This window comes from Paenibacillus sp. sgz302148 (genome assembly GCF_056120465.1).
Genome location: NZ_JBVYOJ010000002.1, coordinates 135,453 through 152,413, shown reverse-complemented (window position 1 = coordinate 152,413; position 16,961 = coordinate 135,453). Strand labels below are relative to the sequence as shown.

Annotated in this window: 16 protein-coding genes and 1 riboswitch; of the genes, 12 read left to right on the top strand and 4 right to left on the bottom strand. The window is 49.0% G+C overall.

Translation table 11 applies throughout. The features are described from left to right. Window positions 1–52 precede the first annotated feature (52 nt). From AC0LWM_RS04325 to AC0LWM_RS04300, 6 genes are all read left to right on the top strand, one after another. Window positions 53–4,399 (top strand): Ig-like domain-containing protein, encoded by a 4,347-nt coding sequence (locus AC0LWM_RS04325; protein WP_474673673.1) that lies wholly within the window; start codon window positions 53–55, stop codon window positions 4,397–4,399. A 172-nt stretch (window positions 4,400–4,571) separates the two neighbouring features. Further along, window positions 4,572–7,301 carry a stalk domain-containing protein gene (locus AC0LWM_RS04320; protein WP_474673672.1) on the top strand — a complete coding sequence of 910 codons (2,730 nt, stop codon included), beginning with the start codon at window positions 4,572–4,574 and terminating at the stop codon, window positions 7,299–7,301. A gap of 64 nt (window positions 7,302–7,365) precedes the next feature. Beyond that, window positions 7,366–8,526 carry a sensor histidine kinase gene (locus AC0LWM_RS04315; RefSeq protein WP_474673671.1) on the top strand — a complete coding sequence of 387 codons (1,161 nt, stop codon included), beginning with the start codon at window positions 7,366–7,368 and terminating at the stop codon, window positions 8,524–8,526. Between the two features lie 8 nt (window positions 8,527–8,534). Continuing rightward, complete coding sequence (locus AC0LWM_RS04310; protein ID WP_474673670.1) at window positions 8,535–9,260, top strand: response regulator; 726 nt, start codon at window positions 8,535–8,537, stop codon at window positions 9,258–9,260. A gap of 95 nt (window positions 9,261–9,355) precedes the next feature. Beyond that, entirely contained in the window at window positions 9,356–9,781 is a 426-nt protein-coding gene (locus AC0LWM_RS04305) for a hypothetical protein (protein WP_474673669.1), read from the top strand. Window positions 9,782–9,994: 213 nt separating this feature from the next. Next, window positions 9,995–11,329, top strand: coding sequence for a DEAD/DEAH box helicase (locus tag AC0LWM_RS04300; RefSeq protein WP_474673668.1), 1,335 nt, complete (start codon window positions 9,995–9,997; stop codon window positions 11,327–11,329). Between the two features lie 2 nt (window positions 11,330–11,331). On the opposite strand, the gene AC0LWM_RS04295 is transcribed toward AC0LWM_RS04300, so the two are convergent. From AC0LWM_RS04295 to AC0LWM_RS04280, 4 genes are all read right to left on the bottom strand, one after another. Next, on the bottom strand, window positions 11,332–12,834 hold the full coding sequence (locus tag AC0LWM_RS04295; protein WP_474673667.1) for a recombinase family protein: 1,503 nt from the start codon (window positions 12,832–12,834) through the stop codon (window positions 11,332–11,334). A gap of 414 nt (window positions 12,835–13,248) precedes the next feature. Beyond that, a riboswitch (cyclic di-GMP riboswitch) is annotated at window positions 13,249–13,332 on the top strand. Window positions 13,333–13,416: 84 nt separating this feature from the next. After that, window positions 13,417–13,650, bottom strand: a complete 234-nt coding sequence (locus AC0LWM_RS04290; RefSeq protein ID WP_474673666.1) for a helix-turn-helix domain-containing protein — start codon at window positions 13,648–13,650, stop codon at window positions 13,417–13,419. A 94-nt stretch (window positions 13,651–13,744) separates the two neighbouring features. Beyond that, window positions 13,745–14,014, bottom strand: a complete 270-nt coding sequence (locus AC0LWM_RS04285) for a hypothetical protein (RefSeq protein ID WP_474673665.1) — start codon at window positions 14,012–14,014, stop codon at window positions 13,745–13,747. Window positions 14,015–14,171: 157 nt separating this feature from the next. Further along, window positions 14,172–14,504, bottom strand: a complete 333-nt coding sequence (locus AC0LWM_RS04280; RefSeq protein ID WP_474673664.1) for a helix-turn-helix domain-containing protein — start codon at window positions 14,502–14,504, stop codon at window positions 14,172–14,174. A gap of 155 nt (window positions 14,505–14,659) precedes the next feature. Between AC0LWM_RS04280 and AC0LWM_RS04275 the strand changes: the two genes are divergently transcribed. The 6 genes from AC0LWM_RS04275 (at window position 14,660) to AC0LWM_RS04250 (ending at window position 16,765) form a co-directional block, all read left to right on the top strand. After that, window positions 14,660–14,878, top strand: a complete 219-nt coding sequence (locus tag AC0LWM_RS04275) for a helix-turn-helix domain-containing protein (protein WP_474673663.1) — start codon at window positions 14,660–14,662, stop codon at window positions 14,876–14,878. Window positions 14,879–14,916: 38 nt separating this feature from the next. Further along, entirely contained in the window at window positions 14,917–15,666 is a 750-nt protein-coding gene (locus AC0LWM_RS04270) for an ORF6N domain-containing protein (RefSeq protein ID WP_474673662.1), read from the top strand. A gap of 104 nt (window positions 15,667–15,770) precedes the next feature. Next, on the top strand, window positions 15,771–15,902 hold the full coding sequence (locus AC0LWM_RS04265; RefSeq protein WP_474673661.1) for a hypothetical protein: 132 nt from the start codon (window positions 15,771–15,773) through the stop codon (window positions 15,900–15,902). A 136-nt stretch (window positions 15,903–16,038) separates the two neighbouring features. Beyond that, window positions 16,039–16,233: a hypothetical protein gene (locus AC0LWM_RS04260; protein WP_474673660.1), complete on the top strand. Its 195-nt coding sequence runs from the start codon at window positions 16,039–16,041 to the stop codon at window positions 16,231–16,233. Beyond that, window positions 16,217–16,465 (top strand): hypothetical protein, encoded by a 249-nt coding sequence (locus AC0LWM_RS04255; RefSeq protein ID WP_474673659.1) that lies wholly within the window; start codon window positions 16,217–16,219, stop codon window positions 16,463–16,465. The genes AC0LWM_RS04260 and AC0LWM_RS04255 overlap by 17 nt, the downstream gene beginning before the upstream one ends. Continuing rightward, on the top strand, window positions 16,466–16,765 hold the full coding sequence (locus AC0LWM_RS04250; protein WP_474673658.1) for a hypothetical protein: 300 nt from the start codon (window positions 16,466–16,468) through the stop codon (window positions 16,763–16,765). It begins immediately after the preceding gene. Window positions 16,766–16,961 lie beyond the last annotated feature (196 nt).

Genomic DNA, 16,961 nt, shown 5'->3' with positions numbered 1-16,961 from the left:
AATTGCGATTCGCTAATCATATAGTTTTGCTGATGACGAGGGAGGAATTGGTTTGAATTGGAAGAAACGAATGTCGTTATTCACTACAGCATCACTTTGCGTTTCTATGTTGTTTGGGGCGGCTAACAGCCCGGTTGCGTATGCGAAGCCGTTGAGTAAAGAGGTTAAGATTGCCGCGGCCGCATTCGATACATTGCCTGCGAACAACACGGTGAATGTGCCGATCAAGACGAAGCTTGCTGTATTCTTCGCAACCGGAACAACCTATGCGGCGGGGAGCGGAAAGATCAAGATTATTAAGCCGGACAATACCTCTATCGATATAGACCCCGCAGACCCATCGGTAACGATATCCGGAGATACAGTAATTATCAACCCAGGCGTCGGGACATTAGTGGAAGATACGTGGTATACGATCGAAATTCCAGAGGGAGCATTCGTCAATGGAGCCGTTCCATCGCCGCTAATGACGTGGCGATTCCAGACAGGGAAAGACGACATCACAGCTCCATTAAAGACAGCGGTATTTCCCGCGAACGCTGTTACTCCAATTGATAGTACCAGTGCTGCACTGAAGATTAGCTTTGACGAGCCGGTATTCACCGTTGCAGGAAAATCCATCAAGATCTATAACTCGGCGACTAACGCACCTGTAGAAAGTATTGAAGTGAGACAGCCGAATGTCACCGGAAATGCAACTACTGAAATAACCATCAAGCCTACTCTGCTGTCAACCGGTGAAAAATATTACGTTCAGATCGATTCCGGGGCATTCACGGATGCATCAGGGAATCCGTATGCCGGCATCGTAGATAAGTCATGGGAGTTCAGAACTACGCCTTCACCCGCTCAGAATGTACCGCCGGTGATCGATAGTATGGTACCTGCCGATAATTCGACGGATATCGCTCCGCCTACGGAATTGACGGCCCATTTTAGCAAAAAGGTATCGATTGCAGGCACTGCCACGGCATATGTCAAAGTTATTTCGGACAATACGCCGGTTGCGTCGGTCCAGATTAAGAGTACGGACCTGGATGCTTCTGGACAGAATTTGAAGATTACGCTGAACAATCCTTTGGCTGCAGGGACGGCCTATTATGTATTGATAGACGGAAATTCGTTCCAGGACGAATACGGCAACTATTTTGCAGGGATCAACGATGCCTTGACTTGGAATTTCACGACGAAGGATACGGTCGTACTGGATAAAACAGCGGTATGGCCAAGTGGCAGCGCGACGATCAATGATAAATTGAAAATTAACTTCAATAAAAAGGTTTACCCCGGCAGCGGTAATATTGTCTTGAGGAAAACAACCGATTCCGTATATCGGAAAACGATCCAGGCGACGCACTCCGACGTTACGGGCGGAGGGACTACGCAGATCACGATCAACCCAGGCGTATTGGCCGCGGATACACAGTATTATGTTGAGATTGACAACGAAGCGTTCAAGGATGCATTCGGCGTAAAATTCGCCGGTATAAGCGGTCCGACGGGATGGAGCTTTAAGACGGCATCAACGGATCAAATCAAACCGACCGTCGTCTCCCTTACCCCAGCAGACGATGCGATTAATGTTAGAGTGGATGAAACCTTGTTGGTCCGCTTCTCGGAGCCCGTCAAGATCTCGGACAGCACGAAGATTTCATTGTATAAGGCGGGTTCCACTTCCCGTTTGCCGATTACGTTCGATTTGGCGGAAAGTCAAGTGCTGCGCATCAAACCGAAACAGGATCTGCTTAACGACACGCCATATTATGTGATCATCGATCCGGGAGCGATCAAGGATATCGCCGAAAATGCATTCGCCGGCATAAGCACGAATATGTGGAACTTCCGCACCATGATCCTGGATAGACAAGTTCCCGTGATTTCGAGCTCGGTGATGTCGAATGAGTCGTATATTGTGCTTACGTATGACAAAGCGTTAGATACTGCCTCTGTGCCGACAACGGTAGATTTTCGCGTGTCAGTGAATGGTTCGTCCAATCCGGTGACGAATGTCGCCATGAACGGAACGACGATCACGCTAACGCTGCAGTACAAAGTGCCGGTAGGTCAGAACGTCGTATTGACGTACATCCGGGGTGTTAATCCGATCCAGGATATTTCGAAGAATAAAGCGGTGAATCTGTCCAATCGTGTTGTCGTGAATACGATCGATACAACGCTACCAACCATTACGAGTGCGACGGTTTCCGGAGCGTTGATGACATTGAATTATAGCGAGCCGTTGTTCACAGTCTACAACAATCTGAACTATACCTATCTGGCAAGCCAGTTCTCTGCAACGATTGACGGTTATTCGCGCAGTGTGACGAATGCTACGATCAGCGGCGCTTCCGTGCTGCTGACATTGGATTATGCCGTAACGGACGGACAAACCATCAGTGTGAACTATACGCAGGGCGGCAATCCGTTGAAGGATGCAACCGGCAACTACGCAGCCAATTTAAGCGGTTATTATGTCCGCAACATGATCGACACCAAACCGCCGGAAATCCGGAGCGCGGAAGTAAGAGGAACGACGCTGACACTCACGTACAACGAAGGTCTGAACGAAAAATCCATCCCGCCGAAGTCCGCTTATGTAGTGAAAGTGGATAATGCCGTTAAACTTGTCACGGCAGTAGCGGTCAAAAACGATACTGTTACACTAACGTTGAACAGCGCTGTAAAAGAAGGACAAGTTGTTGAAGTCAGCTTCACCCAAACGTCAACGCCATTGCAGGACTTGGCGAAAAATAACGCTGTGGGGCTTACATCCTATTACGTAACGAATGCAACGGACAGCACGCCGCCTCAGATTAGCGACGCTGTCGCAAGAGGCAAGGTGCTGACGTTGACATATGACGAGGAGTTAAGCGCCAAGTCGATTCCGCCGAAATCGTTGTTCACCGTTTACGTGGACGACAAATCGCAGCCCATCGCCTCGACCGCGGTAAGCGGCAGAACGGTTACGTTAACGTTGCAATCGGCTGTTCCGATCGGGGCGAACGTTACCGTTTCCTATGCGGGGGGCGGAACCGGAACGAGGGACGCAAGCAATAATGTCGCCGCCAGTTTCTTGAAGTTCAATGCTACGAACGAAACATCTTGGGGAGACACATTGCCCGACTATGTCGAAGCGATACCGAACCGCGGGGGAATTCGCCTGAAGACGACGGCTGCCCGCACGGCGACGGAAACCTCGCTCTCCGGACTGACGGTCAACAAGTATACGCCGGACACGGACAAGCTGACCCAAGCGCTGGCTTTGCTGAAGGACAAGGATGCCAAGGAGCAGAAGCTCACCTTTACCGTTCCGTCTACGGAGAAAGCGGGACGAGTAACCTTCCCGGCTAAACTGCTGGAGACAGCCGTTGGCGATATGCCGGATTTAATCCTTGTCGTCGAGTACGACACCATGAAATACGAGCTGCCTCTGCAAGCGGTAGATTTCACGGCACTCGCAGAATCGCTTGGCGTAGAGACAGTTGGCATGAGGATCAACATCAACATGGAACGGCTGACAGGAAGCAAGGGATCCCAAGCGTTAAGCGACATGGGGGTATCCTTGTCCGCCGCAATCGCGGAGCCGATTGATTTTACGGTGACGGCAACAGGCAACGGCAATCAGGACAACGTGGCGCTGAATGCATACGTCACTCGTACCGTGAAGCTGAACAAAACCGTCAATGCAAATGAAACGTCCGTCGTCTGGTTTGATCCGCAAACGAAGAAGCTGACTTTTGTGCCGGCTACCTTCAAATCCGACGGTACCAATACGATCGTTACGATTAAGCGCAGAGGCAACAGCACGTATGCGATCGTAAAGAATAACAAGACCTACTCCGATATTAGCAATCACTGGGGTCGCAAAGATATTGAGCTGCTGCTCTCCAAGATGGTTGTCGACGGGGCAACCGATAATAACTTCATGCCGAACTCCAAGGTAACCCGCGCCGAATTCGCGATCTTCATTGCTCGAGCGCTCGGGTTATCCGGAGATAAAGATTCGGCGACAAACTACATCGATATCGTGAGTGAAGGTCAACTCGCTTCCTACATCGGCGCGGCATCCGCTGCGGGCATCATCCAGGGCAACCCGGACGGATCCTTCCAGCCGAACTATTTCGTAACACGGGAGCAAATGGCGCTCATGATGGTTCGCGCTCTGGAGTTCACGGGTAAAGTTTCCGATGTGGGCAACAAGCAGGAAGTGCTGCTCTCCCGTTTCGGCGATAACAAGAAGATAAGCCCGTGGGCCAGAGAGGCGGTCGCCAAGGCGATTAATGCCGGTATCATCAACGGCGTAACGACATCTTCGTTCCAGCCGAAGAACAATGCAACGCGGGCGGAAGCGATCGCCATGATCAAACGATTGCTGCAATATGTAGAGTTTATGAATTAATAACAGCTGCGGTAGAATCTAGCTGCCAATGTCACGAAATTGTGAGATTGGCGGCTTTTTTTTGCGGTAAATCGCCCTTTTTCCCTGCATTCCTGTAACTTTTTCCATGGTACGCGAGTCTATAATTCTATAGAATATTTATAGTAGATAGAGATGGGAGAGAGTTTACGGGATGGAAAGAAAGAACGAAACGCGCCGCGTGGGCGAAAAATGGGGAAAAACGGCGGTTGCCGTCGCGATATCGGGAACGATGCTGATTCATCCGCTGGTCGCGCAGACCGCGGTTTTTGCTGATGGTGCAATTGCAACCGACGAGGGTGACGGTTCAGGCGCCGGCACGAAGTCTTTGGCTTCGCAAAGCCCGCTAAAGCTTGTAGATGAGCAGATGGTCACTTCCGGCGCTAAGCGGAAGACGTATCAATGGGCGATCACTCGCAACGGAAAAGCGGAGGAAACGACGATCAACGTCATCGAGGTCGATCTGAAAAACCCGTACGTCAAGCTGGATGTCATGACCGGCTCTGGCGGGCAATATACGAAGCTGAACAGCGTCAAGAACATGACGAAGGAAACGGGCGCCGTAGCGGGAATAAACGGCGACTATTGGGCGACGGGGCAAGAAGGCGCGCCGCTTGGGCCGCAGGTGACGGGTGGGCAGTTCGTATCGTCGACGTCACAGCTTACGGGGATGTATGCATTCGCAGTAACCAAAAGCGGGACGCCGATGATCGACAGCTTCACGTTTCAGGGCACGGTAACGGCTGCGGACGGCGCGACATACAATCTGGCAGGCATCAACAAGGCTTCCTATCAGATGGAACCGACCAAGCAATATAGCCACGTCGATGCGATCTACATCTATACAAGCGCTTGGGGCGCATTGGATCGGCCCAAGGACAGCGGAACGACGCCGACCGAGGTTCTGGTCCAGAACAATGTGATCACGCAAATCTCCGTGAAAGCGCCGATCTCGGGCCCGGTGCCGGCAGATGGATACATACTAAGAACGCACGGCAAAGCAGCGGATTTTGTCGTCCAACATATGAAGGTCGGCGATCCGGTGACGGTCGATTACAAGCTGCAGTCCAACACCGACTCGTCGAAGCAATACGGCAGCGACGCGTTCAAGACGATGATCGGCGGCCATACGCTGCTGGTCGACCAAGGTAAAGCGATCGCCGAGTTTACCCGCCCGGCGAATTCGATCGACGCGGGCAGCTTCCGTTCGCGTACAGGCGTCGGCTATTCCAAGGACGGACGATATGCCTATCTGATTACGGCCCAAGACTATGGCAGCAGCATCGGCCTTAGCCTGCGCGAGTTCCAGAAAGTAATGACCTCGATCGGCGTATGGAAGGGCGTCAACCTCGACGGCGGCGGTTCCACGCAGATGGCGGTCCGTCCGCTCGGTGAATTCGATACGAAGCTCGCGCATCCGACGGAGTACGGCACGACGCAGCGCAAGGTCGTCAACGGACTTGGCGTATTCTCTACGGCGCCGCAAGGCGAAGTGAAGGGGATTGCCATCTCCGGCGAAACGATGCTGTTCGTGGGCGAACAGGCTACGTATACGATGAAGGCGTACGACGAGTACTACAACCCGGTGGACGGCTCTTCGATGCCGGCAAGCTGGAGCGGCTCCGGCACGATCGGCAAGTTCGAGAACAATACGTTTACGGCGTCCAAGCCGGGCAAGGCGAAGCTCACCGTTACTTCCGGCAAAGCGAAGCAGAGCATCGACGTGGAAGTCGTCGGCCGCAGCATGATCGACCGGATGTCGATCGATACGGCAACGCCTGCGCTAACTGCAGGAGCAAGCTACAAGCTGCCGGTCACGATTTCGACGAAGGACGGCCGCGTCCGCTCTGTGCCGCCGCAATCCGTGAAGTGGGAGCTGCGCGGCTTCAAGGGCTCGGTAGACGGCGATACGCTGAACATCCAGTCGGTAAGCGACAATACGACTCTCGGCTACGCCATCGCCCACTACGACGGCTTCAGTGCCGTTCTGCCGCTTCGGGCAGGTACCGAGAAGATGTGGGAATCGTTCGAGAAAACAACGTACCCGATTTCGTTCTCCGGGGCACCGGCTGAAACGACCGGTCAAGCGGGTCTCGCGACCGGCGTAACCGGGGCGGAGAAAACGACTGTCCTGCGTTTGGCCTATGACTTTACGCAAGGAACGGGAACCAAAGCGGCTTACGCAGCGTTCAACGGTTCGGGCATCGCGATTGACGGAAAGCCTCAGGCGATGAAGCTCGACATCTTCGGCGACAACAGCCTCAACTGGCTGCGGGCAGAGGTAACCGACGCCAACGGCAAGCTGGTTCGCATTGATCTGGCGAAAAACGTAGATTGGGCCGGCTGGAAAACGGTCAATGTTGATCTTGGGCCGTACAATCTGGCTTATCCGATCAAGATGAAGCGCCTATATATCGCGAGCATTCCGGAAAGTCAGGACGAGCGGGCCGCGGTGGGCGAACTCTATTTTGACAACATCCGTTTGTTGTACCCGAATGAACCGGCCAAGCTGGTCAACACGAAGGTGGAGCTGACGCTGGGCAAGAAGCAGGTGAAGGTGAACGGCAAAGCGATGACGATTGACGTCGCGCCGGCCATGATCAAGGATTCGACTTATGTACCGATCAAATTCATCGTAGATGCGGTCGGCGGGCAAGTGCAATGGGATCCGAAGGAGAAGAAAGTATCCATTCTGCGCGGCGAGCGTCTTCTGGATATGTGGATCAACCAGCAGGATATGATTCTGAACGGCCAATCGATCGTTTCGGAAGTCACGCCGATCATCAAATCGAACAGGACTTTAGTCCCTCTCCGTCTCGTTTCGGAAAAATTAGGATTGACCGTCGCCTGGGACCCGAAGACGAAATCGATCACCATTCAATGATATCGTGCTACGGATATGATATGATGATAGAAAAGCGTTGACGAAGAATAGGAGTCGGATTGTAGTGGAATTCCAGGCAGACGCGATCGACAAAGTCATCAAAAATGCGATCGAAGTGATGGAGAGCAGCAAATATCAAATTTTCGAGATTCTCGAAAGCGCGCGGAACGAAATGGAGTCTCTTCAGAAAGAGCTGCAGCAGGTGCTGCAGGAGACGACGGAAACGATCGAGAAGGTGGATCGGCTGGAGCTTGAATACAAGCGGTCGCGGATCCATCTGACCGAGGTCAGCCGCGATTTTCAACGCTACAACGAAAGCCACATCAAAGCCGCTTACGAGAAAGCGACTCAGCTCCAACTGGAGCTCATGGTCTATCGGGAAAAAGAAAGCTATCTCAAAACGCGCCGCGACGATCTGCAGAAGCGTGCCCGCAACCTGGAGCAATCCGTGGAGCGGGCGCGTACGATCGGCTCTCAGATCAGCGTCGTCCTGGAATACCTCTCCGGCGATTTGAATCAAGTGACGCGAATTCTGGAATCCGCGAAAAACCGGCAGCTGCTGGGTCTCAAAATTATTTTGGCCCAGGAAGAGGAACGGAAACGCATTGCACGGGAAATTCACGACGGTCCGGCTCAGTCGATGGCGAATCTAGTACTTCGGACTGAAATTGCGGAAAGAATGCTCGCAAAGCAGGAGATTTCACTGGTACAGGCCGAATTAATAGATTTGAAGGAACAAGTGCGTTCCGGACTGGAAGAAATTCGCAAAATCATATTCAACCTTCGACCGATGGCTTTGGATGATCTCGGTTTAGTGCCGACACTGCGCAAGTACTCTCAAGATTTTGAGGAGAAAACAAAAATCCGTACGACGTTCGAAATGTTCGGGAAGGAAATCCGCCTGCCGTCCGCCATGGAGGCGGCCATGTACCGTCTCGTGCAAGAAGCTTTCACGAATGCGCTGAAGCATGCGCAGGCTTCTTATGTTTTGCTCGAAATTACCTATCAGCAGAAGATGATCAAGCTGACCGTTCAGGATAACGGCAGGGGCTTTCAGGTCGAGCAGCATATGAAGCAAGCGAAGGACGGTTCTCATTTTGGCCTAATCGGCATGCGGGAGAGGGTCGAACTTCTCGAAGGGCGTATGGATATCCAATCGACGGTCGGCCAAGGCACCAGAGTCACGATCGTCATCCCCACCAGCGTGGAGCAAGGGAAGGAGTAGTCAACAAGATGGATGCTAGAACGAACGGCAAGCACACGATTAAAATATTGATCGCCGACGACCACCAGCTTTTTCGGGAGGGACTTAAGCGAATATTGAACATGGAGGACGACCTCGAGGTCATCGGCGAGTGCGGCGACGGCATTCAGGTGCTGGAGTTCTGCAACGTACATAAACCGGAAATCGTGCTCATGGATATCAATATGCCCATCGAAAACGGCGTTGTGGCGACGGAGCGGCTGCGCGATATTTTCCCGGATATCAAGGTCATCATTCTATCGATTCATGACGACGAAAGCTACGTATTCGAAACGCTGCGCAAAGGCGCTACCGGCTACTTGCTGAAAGATATGGAAGCCGGCTCGCTCATTAACGCGATCCGCGCGGTCGCGCAAGGCCATGCCTTTATCCACCCGAAGGTGACGGGCAAGCTAATCAACCAGATGCGGCGGATGACCTACCTCGACGAAATCGGCGTCATGAACGGTGGTTCGGCGACGAAGGAAACGGACGTGAAATACGTGCCGCACGATAACAGCCCGCTAACCCGCAGGGAAGCGGAAGTGCTGCGCCTGATGGCCGAGGGCAAGAGCAACAAGATGATCGGCGAATATTTGTTCATTAGCGAAAAAACGGTCAAAAACCACGTCAGCAGCATTTTGCAGAAGATGGAAGTTGACGACCGTACGCAAGCGGTTATTAACTCGATTAAGAACGGATGGGTCACGTTGTAGGCATGCGCCCAAAAAACGGATAGGCCCCCGGGCCTGTTCACCGACACCTTCTCCTCTCTTACGGCATATACTGCCAGTAAGGGAGGTGAGCCTCGATGATTGAAGCGTTGCTTTGGATCATTGGCAGCTACGGAGCGTGTATCGCGTTGGTTCATATCGCCCATGCTTGGGGGCAGCGGAAGGTCAGGCCGATCCGACATTTCGTGCTGGTTTCGCATAACAACCAGCTGCAGGTGGAATGGTACGTTCGCTTGCTGCTGCTGTTCGCCTGGGTGAAGGGGCAGCCTATGAAGATTACGGTCGTGGACGAAGGCTCGACGGACGACACCATCTCCATCGTATCCAAAATCAAACGATACTTCGGCGCAGATCTGACGGTTCTGCACGGACGACATCATATCGAGCTGATCGAGCGACAGTGGGAGAGAGAGACGGCTCTCCATCGGGCGGAGGAAGAGTTGGTCGTCATTGAGTTGAATAACGCTGACGATTTAGCGAAGCTCCCGAGGCTGCAGTGGTGAGCTCGCCGCGGCTCGCCAAGATAAACGTAAGCGTTTACCTTGGTGGTTGCGGGAATGAATTGGTGTAAAACTATTGCAGTATGGCGGTTGTTTATGTACAATGGAAATATCATACAGTCATGGGCGTGAAGCACACCCCGATTGGCCGATTGCGGCCGGTCCGGGTGTGCTTTTTTGTGATCAGATACTTTTTTAAGGAGGCGACTTTGTAATATGAAAGTCCATGTCTATGGCGTATTTGCAGAAAATCGTTGGCAGTTTCGATTGTCGCTGGATCTTCAGGTGGACATGCAGTATTGGTGCGTGCGGCGGGAAGCGCTATTGCTCATTTATGGCGATCAACAGCTGTCGATGGGGCGGGCAGCGTTATGGCTGGATGCCATGCGGGATAGGACGGAGACGGATCATGGAAGCGGGATGTCACAAGAGCGAATCGAGGGTCTGATGCGCGCAAAGCTGGCTTCGGTTGCAGGGGATAGCCTGAGCGGAATAAAGTGGCTGCATGTTCGCGGGGATTCTCGATTTACGGAATTGCAATCCTTGCCGGAAGAGTCTGTTGCTGCACGCATAGGACAGTTGCTTAGCGGAAGAGCGCTGCTGTGTGATGAAATGCTGAATCTACTAAGCGAGTCGGGGCTGCAGGAAGTGGTGCAGCAATGGCGGCGATATGTGCAATATGCCTATTTGTTGGATGAGGTCGAATTGACGAACGGTTTGGCTTTAGAACAGCAAAGGGGGTTCTGGAAATTCGGGAACAAGGCCGTCTATCGCTGTCGTCGCTGCGGTAGCGGGGAGGAGAAGCAATATGCGACGGCTTGCGCAGCCTGCGGTGAAGTTTGCCGCTATTGCGAGGCATGCTTAACGATGGGGCGCAGCCGATTCTGCTCCCTGCTCGTATTGGGGAAACCGGCGCCGATCGGCGCAGCTGCGCTGGCAGCCGATGTGCCTCCGGATTTGCAGCGCTGGGGTCTTAGTCCTGCTCAGCAAGAAGCTTCTGCTGCGGCGGTGCGCTTTTTGAGCTTGCGAGCTGGTGGGTGGCCGAGTAAAGCCACGGTCTCGCGCACTCATTCCGCCACGGTGAAATCCGGAGATGTGCCTGTCCCGCACATGCAGTCCACCACTGCGCAAACCGGTGGGGCTAATTTCTCACGTTCAAGGCCTGCAGGGGAAATAGGTAACACAGCGGAACTGCCGGCTGTATACCGGGCTGATGAATCGCCTTCTCCACAGAGCTTCCTCATCTGGGCTGTCACCGGTGCCGGCAAAACGGAAATGATTTTCCCGCTGATCGATTTTGAACTATCTCGCGGCGGACAAGCTCTAATCGCAACGCCGCGGCGCGACGTCGTGTTGGAGCTGCAGCCCCGGTTAGGCCGCGCTTTTCCGCAGCATACGCTCGTCACGCTGTACGGAGGCAGCCAGCAGCGCTGGGAAGCGGGAGACATCACGCTGGCGACAACGCATCAGCTCCTGCGGTTTTGGCGCAAGTTCGACCTAGTTGTAATCGACGAGATCGATGCGTTCCCGTACATGACACTAGGTATATGATTTTAGTTATATTCGACACTTTTTATATTAGCGGGAATAAATTTGTTCTTTGTGCCCTTGGCTTTTTCGATCGGTGTATCGACCTCGATCATTTTAAACACTGTTTGTATCATTTCTTTCCGGTCCTTATCATCGAGAACATTCCATAAGTCGGACATTTCGAATAGTAGGTTGAGGGTACCAACATTCGTCCCAACAGATTTCGCTTTTAATGATTCCAGGTGCGATTTTACAAGTTCCTCTTTTTGATCTTCTTCGCGTTTCCTCTCTCTATAGTCCTGTTCATCGATCAAGTCTTCGACAAGCATGTACTGCCATTTCTTCTTGCGCTCCTGGATGGCACGTAATTCCTTCTGTATTTGTTCAATCTCATTTTCGATACTTTCCACTTCATGAGTTATTGAATCTTCCATCTCCCTGACTTTTTCGTGGTCAATTTTAATATGGGTGATGTAATCCAAAACGAGTTTTTCAACAAGTTCTTGTCGGAACATTGGCATATTGCAACCGGTACCCATTTGCCGATTAGCACAAATGTAGTGATACATCGATGGGGAACTTGTTCCATCTTTTCTTTTATTAACATGAGGCTTACCTGTCATCGCGGCACCGCACCGGCCGCAACGCAATACGCCAGTGAACCAGTAATTATATTTTTTAGAGTATCCATAGAATGATCGCTTTGTCATTCTTGTGGTATGCTCCTCATATTCCTCTGGCGTGAATATAGCCGGGTGTTCACCATCAACAATAATACAATCGACTCGTTCTTCTTTCTTTCTCGTTGCATATTTACCATTCGATTTCTTTTGACCATATCGAATCTTACCGGAATAAAAAGGGTTGTCCAGGATGTACCAAACAGTTTGTTGAGACCACTTGTATCCTCTCCTCAGATACCCCAATGCGTTCATGTGTTTCGCAACTGCATTAAAGCCGTTACCTTCCATATAGAACCGTCGTAACTCGCGACAAATCTTCGCTTCTTCATCGATGATCTGCATTTCTTCGCCTGTCCAGTGATATCCAAACGGCACTGGTCCACCATGCCATTTCCCTTCGCGAACAAGCTGCTCCATTCCAAAACGTACACGCTCCGCCAGGTTTTCTCGTTCCCACTGGGCAAGCGCCGCGACCAACGTGATAAACAATTTTCCCATGGCCGTTGTCGTATCATACAACTCTGTAGCGGACTTGAACTTTACTCCGTTCTTTTCAAACGTCTCCAGCAGCTTGTATAGGTCCACGACCGATCTGGTAAGTCTATCTAGTCTGTAGACCAAAACGACGTCAAATGCGCCTTTCTGTGCGTCTGATACTAATCTTTGCAGCTCTGGCCGATTCAAGTCTTTCGCGGACTGTCCTTCTTCAATATATATTTCATCTATGTCCCAGTTGTCTTGGGATTTGCAATAACTGATCAATCGCTCTTTTTGAGCGTCAATTGAGTATCCCTCTTGAACTTGTTCGTCGGTAGATACGCGGATGTAACAAGCAATCCTCATCTGTAATCCTCCTATGTGGTTAAACTGTGCGTTATTCGAAGTCCATTGAGATGTATGGGTAAAAAGAACCGATTTCAGGCTGGAGAGGGTACCCATTAACCGCGGCGATCTGCAGCCAGTTCACCGCATGCCGGTACTGCCAAGCTGCACACTTTGGACATGCTCCATATTTTAATATTCCTCGTGTCCATTCCTCTAAGGTGTGTACATGTTCGCATTGTTTACACCACAGATACATACAATTCTCCTTGCCAGACATACAAGTGGTCTCATAGACCTTATTTTACCAAGAGATGTCTAATAAGTGGATATTATATCAAATAAAATCAATTAAGTTACGATTCTGGAAGCCATTCTAGGTGGCTATTGAAATCCGAAATAGAGAACCTTTACAATGGGTGTAAGAATCATCCAATACGGAAAGAGCATACTCATTGAAAGGTGGGGACGCAAAACTACAGGGGCTTAATCGTAGCGATATGCCAGCCAGTTGCCGAGATTGGGCTTTTTTGTCTATAAGTACCTATATACGCGGGGCAGTAAACTAAAAAGTTTACTTCGGTTGGGTCGGAGAGTAGAATACTACTCTTCTTCCTCCTGATCCTCAACATATTCCCAAATGTAAAGATTATCTAAGCTGCATCCAAGCATAGCGGAAAATTTCTTAGCCGTTCTAAGATTCATCACCTTTTCTAAATTGGCATAGTTTGAAACTTGCTGTTCTTTCATGCGAAGTTTGTCAGCTAGCCATGCTTGGTTTTTTCCAATACGGGTAAGATGCTGAGGAATCAGGCATTTGACCGGTTCCCAACCCATAGTCAATGCCCCTTATTAATTTATAGCGAACTAATGTTCTTATTTTTGTTCCTTTTCGGAACACGATATGGTATTATTTATTTACTTGCCGCGGCTATTTGTTTTTCAATTTTTCGACATCTGTTTCTATCCAAAGTTGTTTACGGTTTAATAGTTCAATAGCGTATTCATGACTATTAATATTATTTTTTATTTCAATTGTTTCTTTATTGTTATCGCCAACTATCTTGATTAGCTGTGAGGTTAAATTTTCTGTTTGTGCTACTCTTGTTTTGATATCTGAAATGTCGGCTTGCATTGATCCGACCATTTTGATTAAAGTTCCAACCATTTCTTCGATGCGGTCAAGTTTTTTATCGCTCATATTTATCCCTCTTTTCATTATTTATTTTTAATACTACATAATCAGACAGGATGGTGCATAAGGATGACAGAAAATGAACGATTAATTTCAATGATTGAAAAGATGAGCAAAAATGAAGTAGAGTTACTATTATTTATTCTTGAGACAAACGATCAAATTAATCCTTATTCATTCGTTCATATAGTTCAAGAATAAATTTTGCATCCTCTTCACTCATGGATTTCACTTTCTCGATCATTGCTTTTTTTACATCCGGAAGATTATCTTCTGTTATTTCTTTAGAAATCTTAGTTCTCCCCGTAAGCCAATCAACCGTCACGCCATAAAGTTCCGCTATTCGAGCGAGCATTTCTGCGTCGGGTTGGGTTCTATTGTATTCCCAATTCGAATAGGTACTATGGCCGCGCAATTCCAAACGACTTGCTACCTCTCCTAATGTCCATCTTTTTTTCTTTCTTAACTCCTTCAAACGTTCACCTAACGTTTGCATATTTACACCTCCCGACAAATTCACATTATCATATTTACACGAAATGAAAAATAATTTAGACATAAAAGCAAAAAAAGTTGTTGACTTACACATAATATGTAAGTATGATAAAGATGTGAGTTACACAAAACAACTAAAATGAAAGGGTGAGAACAATGATCCGAACTAAACTCCGCGAACTTCGAAAACAAAAGGGCATCAGTCAAACATTCTTGGCTCAAAGACTAGGTTTTAAACATCCAAGTGGATACTGCAATATTGAAAAGGGTCGGAATAGGCTAAGATTCGATCAAGCAAAAATAATCGCTGAAGCTCTGGGAGTAAGCATTGATGAACTGACAGAAACCAAAGGCGATCAATTTTTAGCTAGTTAATTACACAAAACATGTAAAAATGAAAAGGAGAGATACAAATGAAAGCAATGCAATTGGTTATTTCAAATGAAGTGCATGAGATTCAGATTAAAGAATGCGAAGGTCAGCGGGTTCTTACATTGCGTGATATTGATCAACTTCACCGCAGACCGGCAGGAACTGCAAGAAGGAACTTTAACGAAAATAGAAAACGTTTAGTCGAAGGTGAAGATTATTTCGTACGAAATTCGTACGAAGCAAACCATGAATATGGCCTTAAGGCTCCTAATGGTCTTATCCTCTTAACGGAATCAGGTTATCTCATGCTCGTAAAATCTTTCACCGATGACCTTGCATGGCAAGTACAGAGACAACTTATTAAGACGTATTTTAAAGCCAAGGAACAACAAGCTGTCGAGGTCGTTCAAGTCAATCAGGTGCAGTTACCCAACACAATCGAAGATATACTTCTTCTGGCAATAGGAAGCATGAAGGATATGAAGGCAGATATCAATCAACTTAAACAAGAAAAGCATGAACAAGAATCGGAAATACGTAATTTAAAGTTAGTTGTCGATAACGAAATTCACCTCACGGATCAACAATGCGCCGAAATACAAGAAGCTGTCAAACGTCGCGTTGGCCTATTGATGAAGATGGGATATGAATCACACTTTCAGTCCATATTTAGCGCCCTGAAAGTACATTTCACTGTTCCAAAATATAATAAAATTCGCCGTGGTGACTTTGATAAAGCGATTGACTTTATACGCGGGTGGTATCCAAAAAAGAAAAATGAAGCTCAGTAGAATGGGGTTGTATTGAATGCAAACCCTTGGTAATCCACCCACAATTATATCACACAAGTTTACTTTTGCTTACTAATGTTTACTAACGTAAAGGAGGAAGAACCATGAGCCCATCAACCATCAAAAAGCCTATGTCCCAAGAAACATACGACAAATTAATGAGACTGATAGCAGAAAAGAAGCCTAAATATATTGGTCGCATCGCAGAGAACCAACAACAAACTAAAGGTGCATGAAGCTTCTCATCTACACCATAAGCACCTTTCTACTGCGTTACAAGCAAGCTGGCATCATCCACAAATACATCTTAGCCAAACGATTTATCGATCAAGAGTTACCCATAATATTAGAGCAAATGGAGGAGGAAGAAAGATGTTGAAGTTCATGGAGGAAATCGAGAAGCAGTTGGCGCGGTTGTTATCACAAAAACGCGAGTACGAAAGCGACGGAGATTTGCACGGTTTCATCGACGATCATAATCAAAACTTGGATTTCGCTATACATGCGGCATTGATGATGATCGCCGAGATCAAAAAGGAGGGACAAGCCTATGTTAAAGCCAGCTAATTCAGCACCGCCGCCGGTCACAGAATACCGCGTTGAAACGATCGACGGTCGCATATTCGCCTGGTCAGCTGTCGGAATGGATCAACTGTTTCGGGAACTGACGGAGAAAGGCCATCGTGCGGTAAAGGTGCAGACATGGAGTGAGTATGAAGCCGAAATGTTCAAACAGGAGCAGCAAGAGATATTCACCTTTGAGCACAATAGAGCGGTGGAGAGGAGGGAGATAGCTTAGATGACAACTTCTGAAGAAGCACTTGGTTTACCATCCCCACCGGATTATCAATGTTCTCGAATTGATAAAATCATCAAAGCTATTCGCCACTGCGAGAAGATTTCAGGCAAATCAGCAAGATTAGATGAAGACGAACTGCACTCAGCTATGGATGATATAGAACGAGAATTATGGGGTCTGGAAAGTGAATTGGAGGAATTAAGGGCTGCTTGTGAAGGCATTAGAGAGTGGGGTCAAGGTTGGAAAGACTTGTGTAAGGAAAATATGCCTCAGAATGGAGGTGAACCTGTAGCCGTATGATCCTCCAAAGCCGCTCAGACTTCCTCAAACTCGCCAAACTCACGCAGATACCACATCTAAGACGCGAATACTTGCGCAATTATCAACGAGTGTTACTTAACGAATGGGGATGGACAAATAAAATGCGCCCATTGGCTGGAACCCAACGAAGCGCATAGGACAAACCCTCTGGAAAAGGTTATGAGTCAATTATACC

Excerpts from the sequence above, each read along its gene's own strand:
- AC0LWM_RS04320 (WP_474673672.1), top strand. The coding sequence starts at position 4,572 with ATGGAAAGAAAGAACGAAACGCGCCGCGTGGGCGAAAAATGGGGAAAA.
- AC0LWM_RS04310 (WP_474673670.1), top strand. The coding sequence starts at position 8,535 with ATGGATGCTAGAACGAACGGCAAGCACACGATTAAAATATTGATCGCC.
- AC0LWM_RS04305 (WP_474673669.1), top strand. The coding sequence starts at position 9,356 with ATGATTGAAGCGTTGCTTTGGATCATTGGCAGCTACGGAGCGTGTATC.
- AC0LWM_RS04300 (WP_474673668.1), top strand. The coding sequence starts at position 9,995 with ATGAAAGTCCATGTCTATGGCGTATTTGCAGAAAATCGTTGGCAGTTT.
- AC0LWM_RS04295 (WP_474673667.1), bottom strand. The coding sequence starts at position 12,834 with ATGAGGATTGCTTGTTACATCCGCGTATCTACCGACGAACAAGTTCAA.
- AC0LWM_RS04290 (WP_474673666.1), bottom strand. The coding sequence starts at position 13,650 with ATGGGTTGGGAACCGGTCAAATGCCTGATTCCTCAGCATCTTACCCGT.
- AC0LWM_RS04285 (WP_474673665.1), bottom strand. The coding sequence starts at position 14,014 with ATGAGCGATAAAAAACTTGACCGCATCGAAGAAATGGTTGGAACTTTA.
- AC0LWM_RS04280 (WP_474673664.1), bottom strand. The coding sequence starts at position 14,504 with ATGCAAACGTTAGGTGAACGTTTGAAGGAGTTAAGAAAGAAAAAAAGA.
- AC0LWM_RS04275 (WP_474673663.1), top strand. The coding sequence starts at position 14,660 with ATGATCCGAACTAAACTCCGCGAACTTCGAAAACAAAAGGGCATCAGT.
- AC0LWM_RS04270 (WP_474673662.1), top strand. The coding sequence starts at position 14,917 with ATGAAAGCAATGCAATTGGTTATTTCAAATGAAGTGCATGAGATTCAG.
- AC0LWM_RS04265 (WP_474673661.1), top strand. The coding sequence starts at position 15,771 with ATGAGCCCATCAACCATCAAAAAGCCTATGTCCCAAGAAACATACGAC.
- AC0LWM_RS04260 (WP_474673660.1), top strand. The coding sequence starts at position 16,039 with ATGTTGAAGTTCATGGAGGAAATCGAGAAGCAGTTGGCGCGGTTGTTA.
- AC0LWM_RS04255 (WP_474673659.1), top strand. The coding sequence starts at position 16,217 with ATGTTAAAGCCAGCTAATTCAGCACCGCCGCCGGTCACAGAATACCGC.
- AC0LWM_RS04250 (WP_474673658.1), top strand. The coding sequence starts at position 16,466 with ATGACAACTTCTGAAGAAGCACTTGGTTTACCATCCCCACCGGATTAT.